15 protein-coding genes and 1 pseudogene are annotated in these 15,501 nt (G+C 68.8%); 8 read left to right on the plus strand and 8 right to left on the minus strand.

All coding sequences use genetic code 11. The features are described from left to right. The first annotated feature begins 103 nt into the window (after positions 1 to 103). Positions 104 to 2,407, plus strand: a complete 2,304-nt coding sequence (locus Q8S40_RS22495) for a bifunctional salicylyl-CoA 5-hydroxylase/oxidoreductase (RefSeq protein ID WP_305672198.1) — start codon at positions 104 to 106, stop codon at positions 2,405 to 2,407. Positions 2,408 to 2,415: 8 nt separating this feature from the next. Here the strand turns inward: Q8S40_RS22495 and Q8S40_RS22500 are convergent, their stop codons facing one another. Genes Q8S40_RS22500 through Q8S40_RS22525 form a run of 6 tightly spaced genes read right to left on the minus strand, consistent with a single transcriptional unit; the run spans position 2,416 to position 7,824 of the window. Then, the gene (locus Q8S40_RS22500) at positions 2,416 to 3,132 is read right to left on the minus strand and encodes an ABC transporter ATP-binding protein (RefSeq protein ID WP_304809490.1); all 717 of its coding nucleotides are present in this window, start codon (positions 3,130 to 3,132) and stop codon (positions 2,416 to 2,418) included. Next, entirely contained in the window at positions 3,126 to 3,899 is a 774-nt protein-coding gene (locus Q8S40_RS22505; protein ID WP_305672199.1) for an ABC transporter ATP-binding protein, read from the minus strand. Before Q8S40_RS22505 ends, Q8S40_RS22500 begins: the two co-directional genes overlap by 7 nt. Next, complete coding sequence (locus Q8S40_RS22510; RefSeq protein WP_305672200.1) at positions 3,892 to 4,830, minus strand: branched-chain amino acid ABC transporter permease; 939 nt, start codon at positions 4,828 to 4,830, stop codon at positions 3,892 to 3,894. Before Q8S40_RS22510 ends, Q8S40_RS22505 begins: the two co-directional genes overlap by 8 nt. Before the next feature lie 8 nt (positions 4,831 to 4,838). Beyond that, complete coding sequence (locus tag Q8S40_RS22515; RefSeq protein WP_305672201.1) at positions 4,839 to 5,762, minus strand: branched-chain amino acid ABC transporter permease; 924 nt, start codon at positions 5,760 to 5,762, stop codon at positions 4,839 to 4,841. 13 nt (positions 5,763 to 5,775) lie between these two features. Next, positions 5,776 to 6,975, minus strand: a complete 1,200-nt coding sequence (locus Q8S40_RS22520; RefSeq protein WP_305672202.1) for an ABC transporter substrate-binding protein — start codon at positions 6,973 to 6,975, stop codon at positions 5,776 to 5,778. A 42-nt stretch (positions 6,976 to 7,017) separates the two neighbouring features. Next, positions 7,018 to 7,824, minus strand: a complete 807-nt coding sequence (locus tag Q8S40_RS22525) for an alpha/beta hydrolase (RefSeq protein WP_305672203.1) — start codon at positions 7,822 to 7,824, stop codon at positions 7,018 to 7,020. Positions 7,825 to 7,917: 93 nt separating this feature from the next. Between Q8S40_RS22525 and Q8S40_RS22530 the strand changes: the two genes are divergently transcribed. The 6 genes from Q8S40_RS22530 to Q8S40_RS22555 all read left to right on the plus strand — a co-directional run bounded on the left by Q8S40_RS22530 (position 7,918) and on the right by Q8S40_RS22555 (position 14,293). After that, positions 7,918 to 8,490, plus strand: a complete 573-nt coding sequence (locus tag Q8S40_RS22530) for a nucleoside 2-deoxyribosyltransferase (RefSeq protein ID WP_305672204.1) — start codon at positions 7,918 to 7,920, stop codon at positions 8,488 to 8,490. A 65-nt stretch (positions 8,491 to 8,555) separates the two neighbouring features. Further along, positions 8,556 to 10,259: a gamma-glutamyltransferase family protein gene (locus Q8S40_RS22535; RefSeq protein WP_305672205.1), complete on the plus strand. Its 1,704-nt coding sequence runs from the start codon at positions 8,556 to 8,558 to the stop codon at positions 10,257 to 10,259. Next, a complete protein-coding gene (locus tag Q8S40_RS22540; RefSeq protein ID WP_305672206.1) occupies positions 10,256 to 10,999 on the plus strand; it encodes a DUF1194 domain-containing protein in 744 nt (247 codons plus the stop codon). Before Q8S40_RS22535 ends, Q8S40_RS22540 begins: the two co-directional genes overlap by 4 nt. A 107-nt stretch (positions 11,000 to 11,106) precedes the next feature. Further along, positions 11,107 to 12,591, plus strand: coding sequence for a circularly permuted type 2 ATP-grasp protein (locus tag Q8S40_RS22545; RefSeq protein WP_304808519.1), 1,485 nt, complete (start codon positions 11,107 to 11,109; stop codon positions 12,589 to 12,591). 5 nt (positions 12,592 to 12,596) lie between these two features. Further along, positions 12,597 to 13,559, plus strand: coding sequence for an alpha-E domain-containing protein (locus tag Q8S40_RS22550; protein ID WP_305672207.1), 963 nt, complete (start codon positions 12,597 to 12,599; stop codon positions 13,557 to 13,559). Continuing rightward, entirely contained in the window at positions 13,556 to 14,293 is a 738-nt protein-coding gene (locus Q8S40_RS22555; RefSeq protein WP_304808499.1) for a proteasome-type protease, read from the plus strand. Before Q8S40_RS22550 ends, Q8S40_RS22555 begins: the two co-directional genes overlap by 4 nt. Positions 14,294 to 14,342: 49 nt before the next feature. Here Q8S40_RS22555 and Q8S40_RS22560 read toward each other — a convergent pair whose 3' ends face one another. After that, positions 14,343 to 14,534 (minus strand): hypothetical protein, encoded by a 192-nt coding sequence (locus Q8S40_RS22560; protein ID WP_304808497.1) that lies wholly within the window; start codon positions 14,532 to 14,534, stop codon positions 14,343 to 14,345. A 203-nt stretch (positions 14,535 to 14,737) separates the two neighbouring features. Here Q8S40_RS22560 and Q8S40_RS22565 point away from each other — a divergent pair, with 203 nt between their 5' ends. Beyond that, positions 14,738 to 15,313 carry an OmpA family protein gene (locus Q8S40_RS22565; RefSeq protein WP_304808495.1) on the plus strand — a complete coding sequence of 192 codons (576 nt, stop codon included), beginning with the start codon at positions 14,738 to 14,740 and terminating at the stop codon, positions 15,311 to 15,313. A gap of 1 nt (position 15,314) precedes the next feature. Here the strand turns inward: Q8S40_RS22565 and Q8S40_RS22570 are convergent. Continuing rightward, a pseudogene (locus tag Q8S40_RS22570) lies at positions 15,315 to 15,501 on the minus strand (hypothetical protein); the annotation flags it as partial.

The following is a 15,501-nucleotide window of genomic DNA, read 5'->3' on the forward strand; positions in this document are numbered from 1 at the left end:
AGCCTAAAACATCGCGCGGCCCTTGTGCAACATCCGGTTGAACCCTCATTCCTTGAAGCCTAAACTAAACCCGTGAGGCCCCCCGGGAGGCCAGGAGGCGCTTATGCGGATCGCGGTGATCGGTGGCGGCCCGGCGGGCCTATATTTCGCCATCCTGATGAAGCGGGATTTCCCGCAGTCGCGCATCACCGTGGTGGAGCGCAACCAAGCGGAGGACACCTTTGGCTTCGGCGTGGTGTTCAGCGACGCGACGCTGGATGCTTTCAAGCAGGCGGACGAACCCAGCTACCGCGCCATCACCGACAGCTTTGCGTATTGGGACGACATCGCGATAGTCGCCAAGGGGCAGGAACACCGCGTCGGCGGCAACGGCTTCTGCGGCTGTTCGCGCCGCACCCTGCTGATGCTGCTGGCCGAGCGCGCCCGCGATGTGGGAGTCGAATTGGAGTTCCGGCGGGAAGCGACGCCGGAGGATTTCCCGGATGCCGATCTGATCGTCGCGGCGGATGGCATCAATTCCCCGATCCGCGAACGCTTTGCCGAACATTTCCAGCCGGAAATCGACCTCCGCCCGAACCGCTTCGCCTGGATGGGCAGCACGCGGCCCTTCGACGCCTTCACCTTCTTCTTCAAGGAAACACCGCACGGCATCTTCATCGCGCATTGCTACCAGTATGAAGCCGGCGCCAGCACCTGGGTGCTGGAGACGGACCCCGGGACTTTTGCGAAAGCCGGCCTGGGCAGCATGGACGAGGCCGCCAGCGCCGCTTTCCTCGAAGGCATCTTCGCCGAGGAATTGCAGGGCCACCGGCTGATCACCAATCGCAGCCAGTGGCGCCGCTTCCCCACCATCAAATGCGCCCGCTGGGTGCGCGGCAACGTCGTGCTGCTGGGCGATGCCAAGGCCAGCGCGCATTTCTCCATCGGCTCCGGCACCAAGCTGGCGATGGAGGATGCCATCGCGCTGCACCAGGCCTTTCTGGCACAGGGCGACGTCGCCAGCGCGCTGCACGCCTTCGAGACAGGGCGGCGTGAGGATGTGGAGAAGACGCAGCACGCGGCCAATATCTCCCTCGTCTGGTTCGAGCATGTGAAGCGGTTCTGGGATTTCTCCCCGACGCGCTTTGCCTTCGGCGTGATGACGCGCAGCAAGGCCATCACCTGGGACAATCTGGCGCTGCGCGCGCCGGATTTCGTCGCGGAAACACAGCGCGCGGTGGCGGAGGAGGTGGGCGGCGATCCCGCGAAGCCACCGATGTTCCAGCCGCTGGCCTTGCGCGACATGAAGCTGGCGAACCGCGTCGTCGTCTCGCCCATGTGCATGTACTCGGCCGAGAACGGCGTGCCCGGCGATTTTCACCTGGCACATTACGGCGCGCGGGCCATGGGTGGCGCCGGGCTTGTCTTCACCGAGATGACCTGCGTCAGCGCCGAGGCGCGCATCACCCCCGGCTGCGCCGGCCTGTGGAACGACGCGCAGCAGGAGGCCTGGACCCGCATCGTCGGCCTGGTGCATGCGTCATCGGCGGCCAGGATCTGCCTGCAGCTCGGCCATGCCGGCCGCAAGGGCGCCACCAGGCTGATGTGGGAAGGCATGGACCAGCCGCTGGAGGCCGGCGCCTGGCCGATCCTCTCCGCCAGCGCCATCCCCTACTACAAGCACAGCCAGGTGCCGCGCGAGATGACGCGCGAGGACATGGATGCGGTGACAGCGGATTTTGTCGCCGCTGCCGAGCGTGGCCTCGCCTGCGGCTTCGACATGCTGGAGCTGCATTGTGCGCACGGCTACCTGCTGGCGAGTTTCCTCTCGCCGCTGACCAACACACGCACCGATGAATATGGCGGCCCGGTCGAGAACCGCCTGCGCTACCCGCTGGAAGTCTTCGCCGCCTTGCGCGCCGTCTGGCCAGGCGGGAAGCCGATGTCGGTCCGCATCTCCGCCACTGATTGGGCCGAGGGTGGGCTTTCCGATGCGGATTGCCTTGCCATCGCGCGCGCCTTCGTCGCCGCTGGCGTGGATCTGGTGGATGTCTCGACCGGTCAGACGGTGGCCGATGCCAGCCCGGTCTATGGCCGCATGTTCCAGCTTCCCTGGGCGGATATGATCCGCAACGAGGCCGGCGTTGCCGTGATGTGCGTGGGCAACATCACCACCGCCGACCAGGTGAACACCATCATCGCCGCGGGCCGCGCGGACCTCGTGGCACTCGGCCGGCCGCATCTGACCGACCCCTTCTTCACCCTGCACGCCGCTGCGCAATATGGCGTGCGGGACGTAGCCTGCCCGCCGCAGTATCGCTGGGGCCAGGATGCCGCCCTGCGCAACGCGGCGAAGGATCAGGCGGAGCTGCGCGAGTTGAAGCTGAAGGCGCGCCCCGCGAGCCATGCGCCGCGGGCAGCGGAATAGACCGCGCCTCAGATATGAAGGTAGCTGTCCCGGACCTCCGGCGCTGCCTCCAGCGCCGCGCTGGTCCCGGTCCAGACCGTGCGGCCCTTCTCGATCACCACATGCCGGTCGGCGAGGCGGGAGACGGCGGCGAGGTTCTTGTCGATCAGCAGTATCGACTGCCCCTCCGCCTTCAGACGCGCCAGCACGGCCCAGATCTCGGCGCGGATCAGCGGCGCCAGGCCCTCCGTCGCTTCATCGAGGATCAGCAGGCGCGGATTGGTCATCAGCGCGCGGCCGATCGCCACCATCTGCTGCTCGCCGCCGGAGAGCTTGGCGCCCGCGTTGCGGCGGCGTTCGCGCAGGCGGGGGAACATCTCGTACACCGCCTGCAGCGTCCAGCGCGGCGGGCCGGCGGTGCGGTGCGCGGCGGTGGCGAGCAGGTTTTCCTCCACCGTCAGCGTCGGGAATACCTGCCGCCCCTCCGGCACCAGGCCGAGCCCCTGGCGCGCGATGCGGTGCGGCGGCAGGCCGGCGACGGCGCGGTTGTCCACCACCACCTCCCCACCCCAGATGCGCCCGCCGACCGAGGGAAGCAGGCCCATGATGGCGCGGATCGTGGTGGTCTTGCCCATGCCGTTGCGGCCGAGCAGCGCCACCACCTGGCCGGGCGCGAGGTCCAGATCCACGCCGAACAGCACCTGGCTGCCGCCATAGCCGGCGGTCAGATTCTCCAGCCTCAGCATGGGGCACCCGCGAGCGGCAGGTCGTCCTCGCCCAGATAGGCGGCGCGCACCTCGGCATTCTGGCGGATGGCGTCGGGGCTGCCGGTGGCGATCAGGCGGCCATAGACCAGGACGGAAATGCGGTCTGCCAAAGCGAAGACCGCCTGCATGTCGTGTTCCACCAGCACAATGGTGTAGCGGCCGCGGAAGGAGCGCAGCAGGGCGACCAGGCGCTCCGTCTCCTCCGGCCCCGCGCCGGCCAGCGGCTCGTCCAGCAGCAGCAGGCGGGGCTGGGTGGCGAGCGCGATGGCGAGTTCGAGCTGGCGCTTTTCGCCATGGCTCATGGCGCCGGCCGGCGTCGCGGCGCGATGCGCGAGGCCGACGGAATCCAGCGCCGCCAGCGCTGCCGCATTCAGCCGCGCCTCGGTGCCTGTGGGGCGGAAGAAGCGGAATGAGGAGCCATCGCCCGCCTGCACCGCCAGCGCGGTGTTCTCCAGCGCCGTGAAGTCGGGGATGATGGAGGTGATCTGGAAGGATCGCGCCAGGCCAAGCCGCGCGCGGCGATGCAGGGGCAGGCGGGTGATGTCCTGGCCGTCGAACAGGATGCGTCCCGCATCCACCGGCAGCACGCCGCTGATCTCGTTGATCAGCGTGGTCTTGCCGGCGCCATTGGGGCCGATGATGGCGTGGATCTCGCCCGGCATCACATCCAGCGAGACGTCATGCGTCACGGCCAGCCCGCCGAAGCGCTTCTGCAATCCATGCAGGGCGAGCAGCGGCTCAGTCACGGCGCAGCATCCGCCCGACCTGCGCGGGAATGCCGGAGAGACCGCCGGGCAGGAACAGCACGGCCAGGATCAGCAGCACGCCGAACAGGATGCGCCAATGCTCCCATTGGTGCGACAGCCATTCCTCCAGCAGCACGAAGCCGATCGCGCCCAGCAGCGCGCCATGCAACCCGGACAGCCCGCCGAGGATCACCATGAACAACAACTCGCCCGAGCGTTGCCAGGAGATATAGGCGGGTGCGACGAACTCCGTCGCATTGGCAAACAGGAACCCCGCCGCGCCGCCGAGCGCGCCGGCGATGACATAGGCGGTGAGGCGATAGGGATAGGGCGAAAAGCCCAGCGCCTGCGCCCGCATCGGGTTGCCACGCACCGCCCGCAGCACCCGACCAAAGCGGGAGGCCAGCAACATGCGGCAGAGCAGCCAGGTGAAGACCAGCGCGCCGAGGCAGACGAAGTGGAACACCAGCCGGTCATCCAGCAGCCGCGCGCCATTCACCTCCGTCCGTGCATACAGCGTGTAGCCATCATCGCCGCCATAGCCGGAGAGCGAGGAGGCGGTGAAGAAGGCCATCTGGCCGAAGGCGAGGGTGATCATGATGAAGTTCACGCCGCTGGTGCGGATGGCGACCGCGCCGGTCAGCAACGCGAAGCCCGCGGCGGCGAGGATGGCGGCGGGCAGCACGAATAGCGCGTCCACCACCTGCAGATCATCCAGGATCACCACGGCATAGGCGCCGAAGCCCAGCATCGCCGCATGACCGAGCGAGACCAGCCCGGCCCCCGCCACGATGAAGGAGAGTGAGACGGCCGCCATCGCCAGGATCATCATGCGCGCCAGCAGCGTCAGCATGTAGCCCTCGCCGAAGCCGATGAAGGGCGCCGCGGCCAGGCCGCCGAGCAGCAGCAGGGCCGGCAGTTCTCGTCCCATGGCGCGCATCAGGCGGCGCGCACGGGAAACAGGCCGGCGGGCCGGAAGGCCAGGATTGCGGCCATGGCGATGTAGATCAGCATCGAGGCCAGCGCCGCCCCCACCTGCCGCGCGGCCGACGGGTCGAGGAACAGGCGCATCAGATCCGGCATCATCGACCGCCCCAGTGTCTCCACCGTGCCGACCAGCAGCGCCGCGATGAAGGCGCCGCGGACCGAGCCGATGCCGCCGATGACGATGACGACGAAGGCGAGGATCAGTAAATTGTCGCCCATCCCCGGCTCCACCGACAGGATCGGCGCCGCCATCACGCCGGCGAAGCCCGCCAGCATGGCGCCGAAGCCGAACACCACCATGAACAGCCGGCGGATATCGATGCCGAGCGCCGCCACCATCGGCGCATTGGTGGCACCGGCGCGGATCAGCATGCCGGCCTTGGTACGCTCCACCAGCCACCACAGCAGCGCGGCGGTGGCCAGGCCGCCGGCAATGATCGCCAGGCGGTAATGCGGGTAGAGCAGCCCATCCATGATCGGGAAGCCGCCGGTCAGCGCCTCCGGCATCGGCACCTGCAAGGGCGCCGAGCCGAAAAGCGCCTTGATGCCGTCATTCAGGATCAGGATGACGCCGAAGGTGGCCAACACCTGCGCCATGTGGTCGCGATCATACAGATGCCGGAACACCAGGAATTCCAGCACCAGCCCGACCACCAGCGCGGCGGGCAGCGCCAAGGCGAGCGCCGCCCAGAAGCTGCCGGTCTGCGCCGCGAGGAAGGCGGCGAGGTAGGCGCCGACCATGTACTGCACGCCATGCGCCAGGTTGATGAAATCCATCACCCCGAAGACCAGCGTCAGCCCCGCGGCAATCAGGAACAGCAGGATGCCGAGTTGCAGCCCGTTCAGGCCCTGGACGAGCAGCAGGGTCAGCGACATCCCGCCCGTATCCTCAGGCGGCCGGCATGCGGCACTGTGCCGCGAAGGGGTCGGTCACATTGTCATAGACCTTGCGGACATGCTCGGTCTGGAACTTGCCATCCGGGCGGCGGGCCACCTTGGCCAGCCAGAAATCCTGCACCGGGAAGTGGTTGGCACCGAAGGCGAAGTTGCCGCGCACGGAACGGAAATCCGCCGCCTTGATCGCCGCCCGCAACGCGGCCTTGTCGGCCAGGTTGCCGCCGATCTTGGTCACGGCACTGCCCAGCAGCATGGCCGCGTCATAGGCATGGGCGGCGTAGCTGGCGGGAACGTAGTTGTAGGCGCCCTCGAAGTCGCGGACGAAGCGGGCGTTCTGCTCGTTCGGCAAAGTGGGCGTCCAGCTCGTGCCGGTCTGGAAATCCAGCGCCGCCTCGCCCTGCGCGGGCAGGGAGGCTTCGTCTACCGTGAAGGCGGACAGGAACGGGATGCTGGCCAGCCCGGCCTGGCGATACTGCCGCACGATGGCAACGCCCAATCCGCCCGGCATGAAGGTGAACACCGCATCCGGCCGCGCCGCGGCGATGCGCGCGAGCTCGGCGGAGAAATCCATCTGGGTCAGCGGCGTGAACATCTCGTCCACCACCGTGCCCTTGTATTCCGACTTGAAGCCCGCGACCGCGTCGCGGCCCGCCTGGTAGTTCGGCGCCAGCAGCATGACGCGGCCATAGCCGGCATCCTGCGCCGCCTTGCCCATCACCGCATGGTTCTGGTCGTTCACATAGGAGGTGGCGAAGAAGAACGGGTTGCAGCCGCGGCCGGCGAAGGGGGAGGGGCCGGCATTGGTCGAGATCAGGAAGGTCTGGTTGTCCGTCACCGGGCGCATGATCGCGGCCAGGATGTTGGAGAACACCACGCCCACCACGAAATCCACCCGGTCGCGTTCCAGCGCGGCGCGCACCTTGGTGACGGCGGCATCCGGGCGCAGCTCGTCATCGATCAGCAGCACTTCCGCGGCGCGGCCGCCGAGCTTGCCGTCCAGGTGCCGCATGCCGAGCTGGAAGCCATCCCGCAGATGCGTGCCCAGCGTTGCCGCCGGGCCAGTCGCCAGCGCGACCAGCCCGATCTTGATCGGCGCGGCCTGTGCGCGCGCCACCGTTGGCGCGGCCAGACCCCCCAAGGCAATGCCACCTGCGAGGCCCAGCGCGTGGCGCCGGCCGAATTGGATGTTCATCATTGTGCCTCCTGTCTCCCGAGATATTTTAGGCTTCAAGCATCACGTTGTGGCAAGCGTTTTTGCAAGCGCCACCATGGCGCTGTCCGGCTCGGCCAGCGGGGCGAGGATGGTGAAGTGGTCGGCGCCCGGCGCCTCCGCCCAGCTTCCGCCCCAGGCCTGCGCCATGTCACGGCTCTGGCGGATGAATTCGGGGCTCTCGCCGCCGCCAAGCAGGCAATGCAGGCGCCCTGCCGGCCGGGGCAGGAAACGCGGCGACAGGCGGCGCGCCTCGGCGCGGTCCAGCTTCAGGGCGACGCCGATGCTGGTGTGGCGCAGCGGGTCCAGCTCGAACACGCCGGATAGGGGCATCGCGGCCTGCACCAGCCCGGCCGGCAGCGCCGGGTCCAGCGCCGGCCAGTCGGTTGCCAGCAGCATCGCCGCAAGGTGCCCACCGGCGGAATGGCCGCTGGCCATCAGGCGGCGCCCGTGCCGGCGATACAGCATGGCCGCCGCCGCGCGCATCTGGTCCACGATCGTCGCCAGCGGCACATCGGGGCATAGATCATAGGACGGGACGGCCACCGCCACGCCCTGCAGGTTCAGCCCGCGCGCGCAGTGGGACACGCGGTCCCGCCCCAGGGACTGCCAGTAGCCGCCATGGATGAACAGCGCGATCGGCGCGTCCGGCGCCTCGGCCGCCGGCCAGAACAGGTCCAGCCGCTCTCGCTCCCGCGCCCCATAGGGCAGGCCGAGTTCGGCGTGCGGGCAGGCCTCGCGCCAGGCGGCGGCGTCACGCACCCAGCCGGCGATGATCTGCGGATGTTCCGGCACGCGGGCGCGGCAATTGTATTCGGCTTCGAGGTCCATCGCGCGCCATTGCACGCGGCCTTGGCCCAGCCGGCAAGCCCCGCTTGGCAAGCCCGGCTCCGCAAGCGCCCCCGGATCGGGCATAAGGGTCAGATGAAAGTCTATCTTGCCGGCCCCGAGGTCTTCCTGCCCGATGCCGCGGCGATCGCCGCGCAGAAGAAGCAGCTCTGCGCGCAGCACGGCCTGGAGGGGATCTTCCCCACCGATCCCCGCCCGCACCCCGCCGGTGAAGCTGGGCTGGCACGCTGGTACGCCATCTACCTCGGCAATGAGGCCGATCTGCGCGGCTGCGATGCGCTGGTGGCCAACCTTACCCCCTTCCGCGGCCCCTCCGCCGATCCCGGCACCGTCTTTGAGCTCGGCTTCGTGCGGGCGCTGGGCCGCCCTGTGCTCGGCTATACCAATGACGCGCGGGACTTCACCGACCGCACCCTGCACAGCCCCGGCGGCCGCACGGACCGCAATGAAGCGGGTCGCCTGGTCGATGCTGCGGGCATGGCGATCGAGGAACACGGGCTGGCCGACAATCTGATGATCGAGGGCGGCATCCGCGCGGCGGGCGGCCTGCTGGTGCGCCGTGCGGTGCCGGAGGCGGCGCTCTGGTCCGACCTGCGCGGCTTCGAGACCTGCCTGAAGGCCCTGGCCGCGATGCGGGCGAATGGTTGACAGCCTGCCCCGCCGGCATGGAACTTGTGGACAGACCATACACCAACCGAGATGAGGCCTACACGATGACCCAAGCCGGCCGCCCGACCATCAGCGGCACGCGCCACGCCATCAGCGCCGGGCACTATCTGGCCGCCTCGGCGGGCTTCGCCATCCTGGAAGCGGGCGGCAATGCGGTGGATGCGGGCTGTGCCGCGGGCCTGGCGCTCGGCGTGTTGCAGCCGGACCTGGTCAGCGTCGCGGGCGTCGCACCCATCCTGATCCGCAAGGCGGATGGCACGGTGGAAAGCATCGCCGGCCTCGGCCACTGGCCGCGATCCACCCCGCCCGATGTCTTCATGCGCGAACATGGCGGGGAAATGCCGCCCGGCGTGCGCCGCATCGTGGTGCCGGCCGCGCCCGATGCCTGGATCCAGGCGCTGTCCCGCCACGGCACGATGAGCTTCGGCGAGATCGCCGCCGCCGCCATCCGCTTTGCCGGCGAGGGCTTCGCCATGTACCCGCTGCTGCGGGAAAGCATCACCAACCATGCGGAGGAATACCGCACCTGGGACCAGAACGCCGCCATCTTCCTGCCCGGCGGCCAGGTGCCGAAGCTGGGCGCGAAATTCCTGCAATCCGACCTCGCCCGCAGCCTGACCTACATGGTGGACCAGGAACGCGCGGCGGCCGGGCAGGGGCGGGAAGCCGGCCTCCAGGCGGCGCATGATGCCTTCTACAAGGGCGACCTCGCGCAGCAGATCGTGCGCTACGTCCAGGCCGAGGGCGGCTTCCTCTCCGCCCAGGACATGGCCGAGTTCCGCAGCCAGATCGAGCCGGTGGTGGCGCGGGACTGGCGCGGCCATACGCTGCTGACCTGCGGCCCCTGGTGCCAGGGGCCGGCGCTGACCGAGGCGCTGCTGATCGCCGAACGTCTGGGGCTCGATGGCCTGGCGCACAATTCCGCCGCCTACATCCACGTGCTGGTGGAGGCGCTGAAGGGCGCGCTGGCGGATCGTGAATACCATTTCGGCGACCCCGCCATGGTGGATGTGCCGCTGGAGGCGCTGCTCTCCCCCGGTCATATCGCCGCCCGCGCCGCGGCCATCGACCTGAAGCGCGCGCATCCGGGCCTGCCGGAGCCCATCCTCGGTCGCGGCAATGCGCTGCCCGAGGCGACGCGCGCCGACCTGCCGAAGGTGGAGGCGGATACCTCCTACGTCGCGGTGGTGGATCGCTGGGGCAATGCCTTCAGCGCCACCCCCTCCGACGGGTCCTGGAACGTGCCGGTCATCCCCGGCACCGGCATCGTCGTCTCCGGTCGCGGGTCCCAGAACCGGCCGGACCCGGCGCATCCCTCGGGCGTGGCGCCGGGCAAGCGGCCGCGGCTGACGCCGAACCCGGCGATGGTGGTGACGAAGGATGGCGGCGCCATGCCCTTCGGCACGCCGGGCGGCGATGTGCAGATCCAGGCGATGCTGCAGGTGATGCTGAACATCCTGCATTTCGGCATGGAAGTGCAGGAGGCGATCGAGGCGCCGCGCGTCGCCAGCTATTCCTTCCCCTCCTCCTTCGCACCCTATGAGTACTTCCCCGGTCGCCTGGCCGTGGAATCCCGCATCCCGGAAACCGTGCGGGCGGAACTGTCCGCGATGGGGCATGAGGTGAAGGCCTGGCCCGACATCACCTGGCTGGCCGGCAGCGTGGAGGTGGTGCTGGATGATGTGGCGGCGGGGTTCAAGCGGGCCGGGGCCGATCCGCGCCGCCCGGCCTACGCCATCGCCGTATGAGCCTGCCACGCCGAGCCCTGCTGGCCGCGCCTGCCCTCGCGGCGACGCCGGCCAAGGCGCAGGGCGCGGCGGTGGACCTTTTGCTGGTGCTGGCGGTGGATGCCTCCGGCTCCATCGTCGCCGCGGAATTCGCCTTGCAGCGCGACGGTATCGCGGAGGCGCTGACCCATGCCGTCGTACTCGGCGCCATCCGGTCCCGCCCGTTCGGCGCCATCGGCGTCGCGATGGTGGAATGGGGCTCGCCCGGCGGCGCGGTGACGGTGGTCGATTGGATGCGCGTGGCCGATGCCGCCAGCGCCGGGGCCGCGGCGGCGGCGATGCGCGATGCGCCGCGGTCGCGCCAATCCTACAACGCCATCGGCGATGGCATCCTGCACGCCACCGGGCTGATCGCCGCCGCGCCCTGGCCGGCGGAGCACCGCACCATCGATGTCTCCGGCGACGGGCCGGATATCCGCAGCCGGGTGCCGGCGGCGGAGGCGCGGGATCTGGCGGTGGCGCAGGGCATCGTGGTGAACGGCCTGGCGATCGAGGGCAGCTCCGCCTGGCGCGGCGGCCGCCTGGCCGCGCTGTATGAGCGGGACGTGATGGGCGGCCCCGGCGCCTTCGTGCTGCGGGCGGAGGACCGGCGGGATTTCGCCCGGGCGCTGCGTGCCAAGCTGATCCGGGAGGTCGCGCTGCCCCCGCAGGATGCAACGCCCGCCCATGCGGCAGGCAAGGCTGGCCTCGCTGCAGGATAGCCCCGGCGCGCGCCCCTTCCCACGCGCCTCCATTTCGCCCAAGGTTTGTCTCAGACAGGGAATGCTGGACTTGCAAGGTGACTGAATCCGGGCGCGCTTTCGACGAAATGCATGAAGATGGCGCGGTGCGCCCTGCCTATGCCGGCATTGCCGCCTGGCTCCAGGCGCATGGGCTGGAGGCCCTGGCCGCGAAGCGCGCGGAGGCGGAAGCGCTGTTCCGCCGCGTCGGCATCACCTTCGCGGTGTATGGGGAGGGCGGCGACCCCGAACGGCTCATCCCCTTCGACGTCATCCCCCGCATCCTGGCGCGCAGCGAATGGAACCGCCTGTCGCTCGGCCTGACCCAGCGCGTGAAGGCGCTGAACATGTTCATGGCCGATGTCTACGGCAAGCAGGAGATCCTGGCCGCCGGCTTGGTGCCGCGCGCGCTGGTGCTGCAGAATGAGGCCTATTGCCCGCAGATGCAGGGCTTCCGCCCGCCCGGCGGCATCTACAGCCATATCTCCGGCATCGACCTGGTGCGGACCGGCGCCGATGATTTCTACGTGCTGGAGGATAATTGCCGCACCCCCTCCGGCGTCTCCTACATGCTGGAGAATCGGGAGGCGATGCTGCGGCTGTTCCCGGCGCTGTGTTCCAACCATCGCCTGGCGCCGGTCAGCCACTACCCCGAGGATCTGCTGGAGACGCTGAAGGACGCGGCCCCGCCGAACTGCCAGGGTGAGCCGCGGGTCGCCATCCTCACCCCCGGCCATTTCAACAGCGCCTATTACGAACACTGCTTCCTGGCCGATGAGATGGGCGTGGAGGTGGTGGAGGGCGCCGACCTGTTCGTGCAGGACGACATCGTCTTCATGCGCACCACGGCCGGGCCGAAGCGGGTGGATGTGCTGTATCGCCGCGTGGATGACGACTACCTGGACCCCAAGGTATTCCGGCCCGACAGCATGCTGGGCGTGCCCGGCATCTTCGCCGCCTACCGCGCCGGCAACGTGACGCTGGCCAATGCGCCGGGTGCCGGGATTGCCGATGACAAGGCGATCTACCCCTTCGTGCCGGAGATGATCCGCTTCTACCTGGGCGAAACGCCGCTGCTGCAGAACGTGCCGACCTTCCTGTGCGAGCGGGAGGAAGACCGCGCCTATGTGCTGGCCAATATCGCCGAGCTGGTGGTGAAGCTGGCGCGCGGTTCGGGCGGCTACGGCATGCTGATCGGCCCGCACAGCACTGCGGAACAGCGCGCCGAATTCACCCGCCGCATCCTGGAACGGCCGGCGGACTACATCGCGCAGCCAACGCTCGCACTGTCCACCGTGCCCTGCCTGGCGGGGGAGGAAATCGCGCCGCGCCATGTCGACCTTCGTCCCTATGTGCTGACGGGGAAGGAGGTGCGGATCGTGCCCGGTGGGCTGACCCGCGTGGCGCTGCGGGAGGGGTCGCTGGTGGTCAATTCCTCCCAGGGTGGCGGCACCAAGGATACCTGGGTGGTGGAGGATGCGCCGCGCCGTTCCCAATCGCAAAGCCAGTCGCAATCCGGCGGCGGGCGCCAAAGCCAGTCCCAGAGCCAGTCCCAGAATGGGGGGCAGGGATAGTGGCCATGCTCTCCCGCACCGCCGAAAGCCTGTACTGGATGGGCCGCTATACGGAGCGCGCCGGCAACCTCGCGCGCGGCATGCAGGTGGCGCTGCGCATGGCGGGCCTGGGCGAAAGCCTGGGCGTGCTCGAGGAAAGCACCGGTGACAGCGCCGATGAATGGACCAGCCTGCTGGTCGCCACCGGCGCCGAGCCGGGCTTCCGGGCCGAACACGCCGAGGTGACGCCCGAGGCGGTGATCACCTGGCTGGCGGTGGCGCCGAAGAATCCCTCCTCCATCGCCAATTGCCTGGAAGCGGCGCGCAGCAATGGCCGTGCGGTGCGCACGGCGCTGACGGTGGATATGTGGGAGGCGCTGAACGACACCTGGCGCGAAATGCGTCTGCTGGCGCCCACCGCCACGGATGCGGACCGGCTGCCCGCCTTCCTCGACTGGGTGCGCGCCCGCACGCTGCTGTTCAACGGTGCGGCGGCCGATACCATGCTGCGCGACGATGGCTGGCGCTTCGTGCATCTGGGCGTGATGCTGGAACGCGCGGACAACACCGCGCGGCTGCTGGATGCGAAGCACGCGGCGCTCGATGGGCCGGAATCGGAAGGCGCGGTGGCCTATGCCCAGTGGCAGGCACTGCTGCGCTCCGTTTCCGCGCTGCGGTCCTACCAATGGGTCTATCACACGCGGCTGCAGCCGAAGCTGGTGGCGGATCTGCTGATCCTGCGGCCGGAACTGCCGCGGTCATTGCTCGCCTGCCATCGCCGGGTGGACCAGGTGCTGGACCGCATCGCGGAATCGAGCGGCGGCCGGCGTGGTGAGTGCCACCGTCTCGCGAATGACGCCTATGTGCGGCTGCGTGATGGGCGGATCGAGGACATCCTGGCCGGCGGGCTGCACGACTTCCTGACGCAGATGATCAACCGCAACCTCGATCTCGGCCGCGAGATCGCCGATTTCTACCTGCACACATGACCTATTGCGTCGGCCTGCTGCTGGATGCGGGGCTGGTGATGCTGTCTGATACGCGCACCAATGCGGGCGTCGACAACATCTCCGTCTTCGGCAAGACCTTCATCGAGGAGAAGAACGGGGAACGGGTGCTTGCGCTGATGACCGCCGGCAACCTCGCCGTGACGCAGGCGGTGTGGAATCGCTTGCAGGAAGGCGTGCGGCTGGAGGGGGAGGTGCTGACGCTCGCAGCCGCGCCCAGCATGTTCCGCGCCGCCCAGCTGGTCGGTGCCGCGGTGCGGGAGGTGTTCGAGGCCGATGGGCCGGGGCTGCGCGCCCAGGGCATCAGCTTCGACGTCTCCATCCTGCTTGGGGGGCAGATCGGCACCGCGCCGCCACGGCTGTTCCTGGTCTATGCCGCCGGCAATTTCATCGAGGCGACGGCGGATACGCCGTTTCTCCAGGTGGGCGAGCACAAATACGGCAAGCCGATCCTGGACCGCGTGCTGAACCCCGCGACGCCGCTGGCCGATGGCGTGACGCTCGCGCTGATCAGCATGGACAGTACGCTACGATCGAACCTGACGGTGGGGCTGCCGATCGACCTGACGGTGATCCGCCGCGACGCGCTGGCCGTGTCGCTGAAGCGGCGGATTACGGAGGATGATCCGTACTTCGCCTTCCTGCGCCAGCGCTGGTCCGAGAGCCTGCGGGAGGCGTATCAGGCGCTGCCGCGGCCGGACTGGCTCGACAGCTGAAGGCCCTCTCCCGGAATCGGGAAAGGGCCATAGGCGGCAGAGGCCTTGCTCAGTAGCTCGGGCGCACCGTGACCGTCGTCGGCGGTGCGGCCGGTGCCATCACCGTGGGCGAAGCCTGCGGCACCACCACCGTCGACGGCTGCTGCGGCGCCTGGGGCGCATAGGTGCAGGCGCTTACGAGCAGTGCTGCGCCAGCGGTCAGCATGATGCCGGTCAGGCGGATCGGGAGGGCGTTTTTCATCAGGTGTTCTCCGTAGTGGAAGCGGGGGAAGAACCCCCCGAAACCCAACCAGTTTCCGCACCGATAGTGACGTTTTCGCGATGAAACTTACGTAAACGTAACGTAAAGATGTGTAGGTTCATTACATAAATCAAAGCCTTGCGATCCGCATGACCCAAGACAGCGCAACGCGTTCCAGCTTCCACCGCCTGAGGAGGCTTCCGATGCGCAGCGCTGCTTTTGCCCTTTCACTGATGATCGTCGCCGTACCCGCACTCGCGCAGGAGCGCGCGACCGGAAGCGTCACCATCGATCAGCCGGCGCCGCCGCCGCGCGGTTTCACGGTGGAACAGGATGGCCGGACGATCGTCGCCCCTGTCTCGCCTGGCGGCGCCGTGGATATCCGCGGCGCCAATGTCGTCATCGAGGAAGGGCCGCAATCGACGAAACTGACGGTGCAGAACGACGTGCTCTTCGACTTCGACAAGGCCGAATTGCGTGCGGAGGCGACGGAGGCGCTGCAGCGCGTCGCCGAGATCATCCGCCAGCGCCGCCCCCGGCAGGTCCGGATCCTCGGCCATACCGATTCACTCGGGAGCGACGAGTACAATCTCTCCCTGTCGGAGCGGCGTGCCCGGAGCGTCGAGCAATGGCTGGCGGCGAATGGTGGCAGCCTGCCGCCGATCCGGATCGAGGGTCGTGGCGAGGCCGAGCCGGTCGCCCCCAATACCAGGAATGGCGGCGACAACCCCGAGGGGCGCCAGCGCAATCGCCGCGTGGAGGTTCTGCTGGAACGCTGAACTACTCCAGCACTTCCTCGACTTCCGGCGCATCCTGGCGGCCATACAGGTAGAAACCCTGTGGCCGGTCCGAGCTCCATTCCGGGTCGTCCCAGGCGATCATCTTGCCTGGGTTCAGCAGGCCAAGCGGGTCCGCGACCCGCTTGAAGTCGAGCTGTCCCGAATCGATCCGCTTCATCCCGCCTTCC

Source organism: Falsiroseomonas sp. (assembly GCF_030695085.1).
Taxonomy (GTDB): Bacteria; Pseudomonadota; Alphaproteobacteria; order Acetobacterales; family Acetobacteraceae; genus Falsiroseomonas.